The sequence below is a fragment of the Elusimicrobiota bacterium genome, from assembly GCA_041660185.1.
Lineage (GTDB): Bacteria > Elusimicrobiota > Elusimicrobia > 2-01-FULL-59-12 > 2-01-FULL-59-12 > JBAZWU01.
This window is the reverse complement of sequence record JBAZWU010000010.1, coordinates 1-11,304: the sequence shown is the minus strand read 5'-3', so window position 1 is coordinate 11,304 and position 11,304 is coordinate 1. Positions and strand designations below refer to the sequence as shown.

Annotated in this window: 9 protein-coding genes; 4 read left to right on the top strand and 5 right to left on the bottom strand. The window is 53.1% G+C overall.

Going from position 1 to position 11,304, the window contains the following annotated elements; translation table 11 throughout:
- Positions 1-70 precede the first annotated feature (70 nt).
- On the top strand, positions 71-1,267 hold the full coding sequence (locus WC859_08355; GenBank protein ID MFA5976157.1) for an MltA domain-containing protein: 1,197 nt from the start codon (positions 71-73) through the stop codon (positions 1,265-1,267).
- Here the strand turns inward: WC859_08355 and WC859_08350 are convergent.
- Genes WC859_08350 through WC859_08335 form a run of 4 tightly spaced genes read right to left on the bottom strand, consistent with a single transcriptional unit; the run spans position 1,251 to position 5,422 of the window.
- On the bottom strand, positions 1,251-1,805 hold the full coding sequence (locus WC859_08350) for a mismatch-specific DNA-glycosylase (protein MFA5976156.1): 555 nt from the start codon (positions 1,803-1,805) through the stop codon (positions 1,251-1,253). The genes WC859_08355 and WC859_08350 overlap by 17 nt on opposite strands.
- On the bottom strand, positions 1,798-2,715 hold the full coding sequence (locus WC859_08345; protein ID MFA5976155.1) for a BadF/BadG/BcrA/BcrD ATPase family protein: 918 nt from the start codon (positions 2,713-2,715) through the stop codon (positions 1,798-1,800). Before WC859_08345 ends, WC859_08350 begins: the two co-directional genes overlap by 8 nt.
- Positions 2,712-4,238, bottom strand: a complete 1,527-nt coding sequence (gene nagZ / locus WC859_08340; protein MFA5976154.1) for a beta-N-acetylhexosaminidase — start codon at positions 4,236-4,238, stop codon at positions 2,712-2,714. Before nagZ ends, WC859_08345 begins: the two co-directional genes overlap by 4 nt.
- Positions 4,235-5,422, bottom strand: coding sequence for a DUF1343 domain-containing protein (locus tag WC859_08335; protein ID MFA5976153.1), 1,188 nt, complete (start codon positions 5,420-5,422; stop codon positions 4,235-4,237). Before WC859_08335 ends, nagZ begins: the two co-directional genes overlap by 4 nt.
- 128 nt (positions 5,423-5,550) lie before the next feature.
- On the opposite strand from WC859_08335, the gene WC859_08330 reads away from it, so the two are divergent.
- The 3 genes from WC859_08330 to WC859_08320 all read left to right on the top strand — a co-directional run bounded on the left by WC859_08330 (position 5,551) and on the right by WC859_08320 (position 10,608).
- Entirely contained in the window at positions 5,551-5,796 is a 246-nt protein-coding gene (locus tag WC859_08330; GenBank protein MFA5976152.1) for a hypothetical protein, read from the top strand.
- On the top strand, positions 5,789-10,153 hold the full coding sequence (locus tag WC859_08325; GenBank protein ID MFA5976151.1) for a PAS domain S-box protein: 4,365 nt from the start codon (positions 5,789-5,791) through the stop codon (positions 10,151-10,153). Before WC859_08330 ends, WC859_08325 begins: the two co-directional genes overlap by 8 nt.
- A gap of 77 nt (positions 10,154-10,230) precedes the next feature.
- A complete protein-coding gene (locus tag WC859_08320) occupies positions 10,231-10,608 on the top strand; it encodes a DUF4405 domain-containing protein (GenBank protein ID MFA5976150.1) in 378 nt (125 codons plus the stop codon).
- 104 nt (positions 10,609-10,712) lie between these two features.
- On the opposite strand, the gene WC859_08315 is transcribed toward WC859_08320, so the two are convergent.
- On the bottom strand, positions 10,713-10,934 hold the full coding sequence (locus tag WC859_08315) for a hypothetical protein (protein MFA5976149.1): 222 nt from the start codon (positions 10,932-10,934) through the stop codon (positions 10,713-10,715).
- Positions 10,935-11,304: the final 370 nt, after the last annotated feature.

Here is an 11,304-nt window from a genome sequence, read left to right as displayed (position 1 = left end):
GGCGGGGGATCTAAACAATAATGATGGATCCCCGGCCAGTGACCGCCGAGGATGACGGAGGAAGAGGAAAATGAATCGCATTCATCTTATTCTGCCCGGAGTCCTGGCATCCTGTTTGTTGTCGGGGTGCGTGACCACGCCTTCTCTCCTGCCCTCGGCCGTGACGCCCGCGGTTCCGGTGACAAAAGCCTCCGCCCTTCGCCGCGTCCCTCCCGAGGCGCTTCCCGTCTTCTCCGATGACGCGGATACGGAGTCCTTGCGCACCGCCGCGCTGCAAAGCGCTTCGTATTTCCGCCAGCTTCCCGTCCGCCAAGCTTATCTGATCGCCGACGACACGTACACGGCTCGGGATCTGGCTGAGTCCATGGAATCGTTTGCCGGTCTTCTTCAGGCCGCCCGAACGCCTGCGGAGTGGCTTCACGCTGTGCGCGATCAGTTCGTGGCCTACCAATCGGTTGGAACAACTTCCGATCGCGCGGTGACGTTTTCATCTTATTATGAACCGATCCTCTCGGCCCGCTTGCAACCCGACACCCTCTACTGTTATCCCCTCTATTCCCGCCCGGACGACTTGGTGGATGTGGACCTGGGTCTTTTCGATCCAGCTTGGGATGGGGCGCGACTCGCCGGGCGCCGGCAAGGGCAGGCCCTCGTCCCTTACTGGACGCGCGGGGAAATTGACGGCGATCAAAAATTGGCGGGCCGGAAACTGGAAATCGCCTGGGCGAAAAATCCGATGGATATCTTTTTCCTGCAGATCGAAGGCTCCGGTTGGCTGGATGTGGGGGATGGGAAGCCGCTGCGCATACGCTATGATGGCCACAACGGGCGGAAATACCGCTCGGTCGGACAGCATGTCATTGCCTCCGGCAGGATCCCGGCAAAGCAGTTTAACCATGCGGCGTTTCTTCGCTATATGGATCGCCATCCGCGCCAGCGCCAGGCGCTGCTGAATGTCAATGAGCGGTATATTTTCTTTCGGATCGATACGAGTTCCGCGGCGCCTGACGCGTACGGGAATATCGATGTCCCTCTGACGCCGGGACGGTCAATTGCGACGGATCCCAAGCTTTTTCCAAAAGGGCTGCTGGCCTGGATCCGCGTGGGAGCATTGGCGCGATTTGTTCTAAATCAGGATGAAGGCGGCGCCATTCAAGGGCCGGGACGTGTGGATTTCTTTGTGGGCCATGGGACCGAAGCGGAGGGTTTCGCCACCCATTTCTGGGACACCGGCCAGTTATATTTTCTAATTAAACGGAAACCGTAGGAGTCGTTGTCCCGCCGACGAAACCCGCCAACTGCTTGAAGTAATTCAGAATTCCTTCGCGGCCGTAATGGGCGTTGCGTCGGCTGGGGGAGGGAATAGCAAAAAGACGAGTGGCTCCGATTTTTTCCGTCAGCGGTCCCGGTTTCACCTGGCGTCCGACAAAAGCGGTGGCTCCCAGAATCCCGACAAAGCAAGCCACGCCGGGTTGATAGGTTTCCAGCGTTTGCACGATCGCCTTGGCTCCTACGTCGAATTCATCCTGTCGCAGATCCCCTGAGCTGTTCGTCGGACGTTTCACCACATCCGTCAGACCAATGCCCCACTCGAGCAGGGCCGCGTCATCCGTCGGTTCCACCGGTCGTGGCACGAGCCTCGAGTTGGACAGCGCCCACCAGAAAAGGTTCCCGGGACGCGCAAAGTAATGTCCCACGTGAGCGGAATAGGTCCCCGGATTGATCCCAATAAAAAGAAGCCGCAGACCGGGTTTCAAATAGTCCGGCAGTGTATTTTCTGCGAGAGAGGATTCGATGTTAACCATAGAGAGCGTAATAAGCGATGGCGGTCGCCGCGTCCGTACGGGGCTCCTGCCAGAGAATCGTCCGGCGAGCCAGTTTCGGATGCCGCCTGACAGCCCGGACCCATCCTACACGAAACCAGGGATTATTCAAAACGCTTCCGGCCCAACTGACAGGGACGGCCTTTGGAAAATGCATGTCCGTGACGGACTCCGCCACCAGGTTTGCCAAAGCGCCTTGAGCTTCACGGATGATCCTTAAAGCATTCCGATCCCCCTGATGAGCCAGTCGAATCGCTTTGGTTGCCAGGGCAGCGACCTGTCTCACCGGGAGATTCGTTGTTTTGGCCTGGCCGCGCAGCCAGGCGCGTCCGATCCAAAAAGCTGATCCCTCGTCACCCAGAAGGGGTCCCAGGCCTCCTGCCCGGCGGGCACAGCCGTCGGAATCCCGGGCGTAGGCGATCGAACCAGTGCCGGAAATGATCAGGACGCCCATACCCTCACCCGCGGCTCTCCCTGCGGTCGGCCTTGCCCTCCCCCTCAGCAGGGGGAGGGGTGTTATTTTGCGTGGTTTCGTGGTGAAGGGTACCCTCTTCCTGTTGAGGGAGAGGGTTGGGGTGAGGGTTCTATAACCAAATGCCGCCAACCACGCCGCTTCGACGTCTGACATGACAGTGACGCGCGTCGCGAGGGGGAGCAGCTGTTTCTTAAGCCGGGAACGTTCGGCAACGGTCCAGATGCCCCGGGAAGCAACGGCCAGATGTTCCGGTCTACCTCGCTTCTTCCAGACGCGCTTCAAAAACGGCGCCAAGGCTTCGGGTGATACCGTAGATTGTTTTAGCGACCAGACCGGCCGTCCGGACACATCCAGGGCCTGGAGGCGGATCCAGGTGCCTCCCAAATCAATACCGATGATGTTGGCCGGAGGGATCATCGCCGGAAAATCTTTCGCAGCACCGCCTCGATGTCGCAGACGCGGAAACCATAGTTGGTCAGACAATAGACTCCCGGCTGAACAAACTCCGCGTCGTAGACGTCTCTCAGCAGGACCACCACCAGTCTTTTGGCGCTCTTCTGCGCCGATTCCAGGAGAGAGCACATCCCCGCGGAGAGATGCGCGTCGAAGACAAACAAAAGCGTCTGCTCAGCGGATTCCATGTCAACGCGTACCGCGCGGATTTCTTCTTCCGTTGGATTCATGGCGACGCGATGGACCCTGTGCGGCAACCCCACGGGTTTCAACCGGGATTCAAAGAAGGAAATCTCATCCAATAAGGCGGTTTCAATCATAATGCGCGAAGCCAGATCCGACAGACGGGGAAAAACAATAATCGTCCGGGCCGATGGCGACAAAGAAGGACCGGCGCGGAGAACGCTCACGGACTGATGACAGATCGTCTCTACCAGCGTCCGCGCCTCCTGACATTCCTCCTGTGCGCGTCCTTCAGTTACCGGAGGCGGGGCGAAGCGTTCGGTTCGCTGAGCCTGCAGCTGGTTGACCCGCTGAACGTTTTCTTCCAGATCCTTCCTGAGAAGTCTTTTGCTGCGATAGGCCTCAACCAGGGACGCGAAAACTTGTTGTTGAGCCTTCATGTCATGACAGGACAGGACCACATCATGCCCGGCGGCCACGGCACGAGCGGCGGCTTCACCGATAGGGCAAAGCTCCGTGATGGCGCCCATCTCAAGATCGTCGGAGAAAATAACGCCCTTATAGCCGATTTTCTGACGTAGATAATCGTGAACAATTTTTCGCGAGAAGGTGGCCGGGGTTCGTGGGGTAGAGTCCAGCTTCGGATAAAGAGGATGGGACGTCATCATGCCGTGCACACCCGCTTGCATGGCCCTCAGGAAGGGGACCATGTGAACGCGCTCCATATCGTCCCAGGTCGCGGCAATCGTCGGAAGGTTTAAATGGGGGTCGAGCGTCGCCGGGCCCAGGCCCGGAAAATGCTTGGCGCACGCGGAAAGGCCTTCCACCTGCATGGCGGAGATGCGAGCCGCGCCCATTTTCGCCACGACCTCCGGGTCTTTTCCGAAAGCCCGGATGCCGATATTGGGACTGTAGGCTTCGGTCAGGACATCCAGAACCGGTGCGAAATTCACGTCGATCCCCAGGCGCCGAAGCTCCCGTCCCTCGTGTTCTCCCTGATGGTGCGCATAGGGGGTGTTTCCGGTTTGTCCGATCGCCTGGGCGGAGGGGAAAACAGTGATGCTGTCGCGGAACATGATCACCCGTCCGCCTTCATGATCCGCGCAGACGAGCAGTTTCCACCCCAGGGCGTTCTCTAGATCGGAAATCAGTTTACGGAGTTGATCAGGAGATTCAAAGTTGATGCGATAAAGAATCAAGCCGCGGCAACGGGTTTCTCGAAAGTGTTGAATGATTTCCGGTGTAATGTGCGTGCCGGGAATACCAAAAACAAGGCAGGAACCGACCAATTCTTCAAGCGTCACAGGGATTCATTATACAGAAGGAAGGGTCGGCGCTCCTGGCGGAAGTGTTCAATGGATTGTCCCCAAGTTTTCTCCAGAGGACGGACCGCGCGACCCGCTTCAATCGTTCGCCGGATGCGGTCCGTTCCGCAGAGAATGTCGAAAGCAAGCTTCTGCTTTTCGTATTCGTAGGGCGGTCGTCGCCAGGCGAACTGTTTCGAGTAGCGTTGGTAAACCCGCTCGATCAAGATGAGATAGCAAAGGAAGGGTTTAAATTGCTTCGGATCCAGAACATGGATCTGGACACCGCCGCAGCGTTCCCCTTTGAACTTGTGGAAAGCCGGTTCGAACGCACAGGGGCGGAACCAAACTCCGAGCAGTTGAGCGGTGTTCAGATCCACCGCCAGTGCTTCGCCGTCGATGAAAGGCGCCCCAACCCACTCAAAAGGCCGCGTGGTTCCCCGTCCTTCGGAAAGGTTCGTCCCCTCAATCAAACAGCCTCCGGGATAAACGAGTGCCGTATCGGTCGTCGGCATATTAGGGGAGGGGGGAACCCAGGGAAGACCCGTTTCTGCAAAAGACATGGATCGTTTCCAGCCTTGCATCGGGATCACTTCTAAGTCAGCCCCGATGTTGTAGGTCTCATTCGCCCATCGGGCAATTTCTCCGATCGTCATTCCGTGCCGGACGGGAAGTGCGTACAACCCCACAAAAGAGGCGAAAACCAAGTCCAGCACCGGTCCTTCCATGGTGAGGCCGTCAATGGGATTGGGGCGATCCAGGACAATAAAGCGTTTGCCAAACGTTGCGCAAGCCTGCATGGCTAGGATCATGGTCCAGATAAAGGTGTAATAACGGCTTCCAACGTCCTGTAAATCGCACACCAGAACATCCAAAGAAGAAAGTTGTTGAGTCGAAGGAATTCTCTGACGGCCATAGAGGCTAAAAACAGGAATTCCAACGGTGGAAGAGTGTTCCCTCTCTATTGGAATCTGGTCTTGAGCGGTTCCTGATAGTCCATGTTCCGGGGCAAACAGAGCGGAGATTGTCACGTCATTATTTGAGGAAAGGTCCATCAGATGTCGCAGGGATCGATCAACAGAGGCTTGATGGCAGAGCAGGCCAACTCGGGCTCCTTTCAAGAGCACGAATTTCTTGTTGACCAGTACATCCAATCCTGTTTGAACCCTGGGGCGCCTCAACATGCCTTAAATAATAACAAGAAAGCCGATCAGTGAAGCCTCATTTAATAGCCGCGGTGTTAGCAAAATGTTTCCTTGACTGAATCCCATAGTCTCTTTACATAGGAAGAGGTGTTTAATAGAAGAAAACGATGAAAAAGCTCTCTTCCCTTTTGCGTCAACAGGGATTCCAGCTCTTCTTGTTTGGGATCTTTTGCATGTTATTGAACTGGCCTTTTCTGACCGTATCCAGCCACGCCGGGCTCAAAGCGCAGTTTATCTATCTTTTCACAGTCTGGGCCATTCTCATCGCCGTGATTTTCTTGATCACTCGCTGTCTCGAGCAAGACGCGCCTCCTGAAAGCCGACAAAACAAAAAGGACGAGCCCCGTGTTTAGCCCTTGGTTCATCGGCGGAGTGATGGCCGCTTATCTGTTGATCCTATTCATTGTTGCTCAATGGGCGGAACGAAAAGCCGCCGCCGGACAGGATGTAGGCAATAATCCGCTAACGTATACCCTATCTCTTTCAGTTTATCTCACGGCCTGGACGTTCTATGGGAGCGTGGGCAAGGCCGCCAATACAGGGATGCTCTTTTTGACGGTCTATCTCGCACCCACCCTGGTGATGATGCTCTGGTGGATAACCTTGCGTAAGATGATCCGGATTAAAAACATCTATAAAGTGACAAGCTTGGCGGACTTTATTTCACTTCGCTATAACAAATCGACAGGGATCGCTGCTCTGGTCTCTATGGGTGCCATCGTTGGCATTGTCCCCTATATAGCTCTTCAGCTTAAGGCCATCATCTCGACTTTCGGAATTCTATCCAACTTAACGAATAGTCAGAGCCGTATGCACACCTTAATCGAACCAGTGATTGTTGGTTTTATTATTCTTTTCACCATTCTCTTTGGCGCCCGGCGAGAGGTCCCCACCCAGCGGCACCAAGGCATGGTGGCCGCCATGGTCGTGGAGGGCCTGTTCAAACTGGTTGCTCTTGTAGCGGTTGGCCTTTTCGTAACGTATGCCCTTTTTGGAGGAGTGGGTCCTCTTTTTACACGTTTTCTGCAAAGTCCGGTCAGCCAGTCGTTGGCCCATCCCGAAACGGGGTCATCCTTTTTCATGATCTGGACCACCTATCTGGTGCTCTCGATGGCGGCTTTCTCATTTCTGCCTCGACAGTTTCATATTCAGACGATTGAAAACTTTCACGAGAAACATATTCGGACCGCCATGTGGCTTTTCCCGCTCTATATGTTGTTGCTGATGCTTTTTGTCATGCCGATCGCGATGGGGGGATTGTTAAGCGGATTGCCCGTTACGCAGGCGGACACCTTTGTTCTTCGATTGCCCGTAATGGCTGGACAGCCATATTTGTCCCTGTTGGTGTTTCTCGGTGGATTCTCCGCGGCCAGCGGCATGATTATGATTTGTGCGATGTCCCTTTCAACCATGTTCACCAATCATTTGATGCTTCCCGTGATCGAATGGATGCCGCGCATCAAGTTCCTGAAGCGCTATATGCTCCAGTGCCGCTGGTTTGCCGTGGCGGGCATTATTCTGACGAGCTATGTCTACGAGCGGTATGTGGGCATGAGCTTCTCATTGGTAGACACCGGCATGCTTTCTTTTGCGGCGGTGATGCAATTTGGTCCATCCATTATCGGAGGATTGTTCTGGAAAAGAGGGAATCGACTGGGGGCTCTGTGGGGCATTGGAGCAGGTTTCCTAACATGGTTTTATACGTTAATCTTTCCTGTTTTTGTTAAGGGGGGCTGGCTACCTCAAACGTTTCTGGATGAAGGACCTTGGCACATCGATCTGCTTCGGCCGGAACATCTTCTCGGTTTAAATGGGATTGATCCTCTTTCGCAGGCTGTTTTTTGGACCCTCATTTTCAATATAGGATTTTACATTTTCGGTTCTTTGACTTCTTCCCCTGCTGTGGCGGAGGGGGATCTCTCCGAGGAATTTGTGAACGTGTTGACGGAGACTGCCCCGAGGAAGCAATTGTTTGGAAAACAAATAATTGATCTCTTTAACAAGAAGAAGAAAATCAAGGAGTTATTTAAGGAGTATTTTGAGGTTGAAAAATCATCCGAAGCCACTGAACAATGCCTGCTGACGCTGCAATTTGATCAAAAAAACACTCTATCCATTACGGAGTTGGCGGAACTCTACCATGAAGTGGAAAAACGCTTAGCCAGCGTTATTGGTGCGGCGGCGGCGCATCAAGCCGTAGGCAAAAGCAGCATTGTTACGTCTTCGGAAGAAAACGCTTTAAAACAGACTTACGCCGATATGATGGCGGACTTAAAACTGACGCCTTCCGACATGCATCGCAAGATCGATTATTTCCAGGAGAGGGAAAAGCTTCTGAAAGATCAAGCCGCGGTGCTGGAAAAGAGAATTTTGGAGCGGGACAAAGAAATCATCGAGAGAACAAAAGCGGAAATGGCTCTACGAGATTCCGAACGACGACTGTCAGACCTTGTCAACCTGCTTCCGGATCCCACGTTTGCCATTGATCTGGACGGGAAAGTGATTCTCTGGAACCGGGCGGCGGAAGAATATACCGGAGTCAAGTCGTCGGAGATGTTGGGTAAAGGAAATTACGAGCATGCCGTCCCTTTTTACGGCGACCGGCGTCCCATTTTGTTGGACCTGGCGCTCAAACCTTCTGAAGAGATCCGGAAATCCTATCCTCAGGTCACCATTCAAGACGGGATTGTTATTGGCGAAAACAACTGTCCGACCCTTCGCAAGGGATTGCGTTATTTAAGCGGAACGGCCGCTCCTCTGTATGACTCAGCCGGTCACATCATTGGTTCCATTGAGTCGGTCCGTGACATCACGGATCGCAAACGAATCGAAGAGACTCTGCAAAAAGTGAATGAAGGGCTGGAACATCGTGTTCAGGAGCGAACAGCGTTCCTTCGTGTCCTCCTGGATTCGATGCCCAACCCCATTTTTTATAAAGACACGCAGGGGCGTTATCTGGGATGCAATAAAGCTTTCGAAAGCTACATTGGTTATTCTCAACAAAGCATTGTTGGGAAAACGGTTCATGAGGTGAACCTCTCCCCTTTGGCGGAAAAATTCCATCAGGCGGATTTGGCGTTGCTTCAGAATCCCGGTCTTCAAAGCTACGAGGGGGAGGTTTTGTTTCATGACGGGAGCCTGCATCAGGTGCAATTTTATAAAGCGACTTATAATGACGAAGCAGGCCATGTTGCCGGAGTCATTGGGACTTTCCTTGATGTGTCGGAAATAAAAACGGCTCAAAAAGCGCTTCAGCAAAGCGAGCAAAAGTTGCGACTTCTTCTGGATTCTCTCACAGAGGGGATCTATGTATCGGATCTTGACGGGAAATGCACGTTTATTAATCCGGCCGCTTTAAGGATGCTGGGGTACTCCGATCCCGGTGCGCTGTTGGGGAAGAACGTGCATCCCCTTATTCACCATAGCCACGCCGATGGAACATCGTTAGCCGCAGACCAATGCCGAATGTATAAAGCTTTTCAAATTGGGAAGGGGACCCATGCTGACGATGAGGTCTTCTGGCGATTCGACGGGACCTCGTTTTCTGTTGAATACTGGTCTTACCCCATCTTCGAGGGGGATCGTATTACTGGGGCGATTGCCACATTTATGGATATTAGCGAACGACGTCAAGCCGAGCACGAGCGCTCTCTCTTGATGACCGCCATGGAGCAATCGCTTGAATCCATTATTATTACGAATGCAGATGGGACCATCGTGTATGTCAATTCAAGCTTTGAACGGTTAACCGGATACGCCCGTACGGAGGTTATGGGAAAGAATCCCCGTCTTCTTCACAGTGGCCACCAGAATGCAGCGTTTTATCAGTTGATGTGGGGACGGCTCTCAAAAGGAAATGTTTGGGAGGGCGTGATTCAAAATAAGTGCAAAAACGGAAAGATTATGGAGATGGAGGAGACCATTAGCCCAATTTTAGATAAAACCGGACACGTTATCAATTATGTGGCGGTTCAGCGCGATATTACTGAAAAAACGCATCTCCAGGAGGTGGTGCGGCAATCGGAAAAGATGTCTGCCGTAGGAACCTTGGCCGCTGGCGTGGCTCATGAAATCAATAATCCATTAGGCATTATATTGGGATTTGCTCAGGGGATCAGCGGTCGTATCAAAACGGATGATCCAATCAGTCCACCGGTGCATTCCATTGAACGGGAAGCCATTCGTTGTAAAAATCTGGTACAAGATCTCTTGACCTTTTCGCGCGCCTCCCGATCGGAACTGGAGGCCTTGGATCTCAATCAAACCGTCGAGGGAGCCTTGTCGCTCGTTCAGGCCCATGCGCGGATTATACGATGTGAAGTAAAAAAAGATTTTGCCGCTTCGTTACCACACATCTTGGGTAACAAAACACAGGTCCAACAGATTGTCATCAACCTGGCCAAGAATTCTTTGGATGCGATGCCCGATGGCGGGGCGGTTACCGTGTCGACGTATTTTCTGTCGGATAGTCCCCAATCGTGGGTCTGCCTGAAAGTGGCCGATCAGGGGAGTGGAATTCCCGCCGATGTGCTTCCCCAAATATACGATCCCTTCTTTACCACAAAACCGGTGGGGCAGGGAACAGGTCTCGGACTCAGTTTAGTGTATGAGATTATAAAGAAACACTCCGGTTTGATCACGGTTCAGAGTCAACCCGGCTGCACCGAGTTCTGTGTAAAGTTCCCGGCCCATAACATGCAACAACTGTAGGACGTAGTCCCCCTCGATTCCCTATAATCATTAAAAACCTGCGGTCAATGTCCCAAAAGCAGATGGAGGACAATGCCATGAGTGACAGTTTGGACCCACAACCAAAACGATCCCTGATCAATATGACGAGCTTGGATTTTATTGCAAATGGGCTCGCGTTCCTTTGCGTGGTAATGCTGGCCTGGACAGGTCTATTTGTTTTTGATGAGTTGAAGGGCCCGATGAATCGGGTTTTTTGGGGGATCGACCGTCATGCCTGGCATGAACTGCATGAACGGCTCGGGGTTCTTCTGGTTTTGCTTATCGGGTATCATTTGGTCCGCCACCGGCGATGGATTTCATCAGCTTTTGAAGGCCGGTTGTTTGGCGAACCCATGAACCGGACCCGCACCTGGACGGCACTCTGCGTGGCCTTGGTTGGTTTTGTTCTTTTTGTTGCCAGCAGCTTGTTTTAAGAACGACGGACGGCGCCACGCTTTGCGGTTTGCACCGGCAAAGCGATGGACGCCGTATTCGACAGCCCCGATGATAAAGTCTGTGCCTGTCGGTAGAATGGCAATCATCGCACACCCCATCTTTTGGGCAGCTGCCGGATTTCCTGGAACGGCTGCGGTTGGGGCAGCCGTCCCTGCGAAGCCGATGCCCTGTTCAGCAGGTTTTCCAACAGTTCCACCTTTTTCTGCAACTCCCAGATTTTTCGATCTTTGTCTTCCAGGCATTGCCGGGCAATAGCCAGCTCAGCCAGTTTTTGTTCTCGTGCCAATTGCTCTAATGATTTCATTCTTTTTCTCTTCTTTCTGATAACCTCTCTTCTTGACCCATCCCCCGGAAAATAAAAAACCCATCCTCTGGGGGATGGGTGCTTTTGGAGTTTGGGTTGTCTGGTTTAGTTACTGTGTCATGAGGCCAGATCCAAAAGCACCCCGCCCGGATACGCCATCCATCGGCGTACCGGCGTACAAATAAGGTGTTTCGTGGAGAACTGGTTTTTCATAACACTTGAATTATAATCGTTTTCCACATTTTTCGCAATGGGTTTGTGAGGGACCGAAGTTCCATATGCTAGTGCAACACAGTGACGGTATGAAGGCCTGGCCTACAATGGGCAGGTATGACCTACACACATATGTCTGATAAAGAACGAGATCATC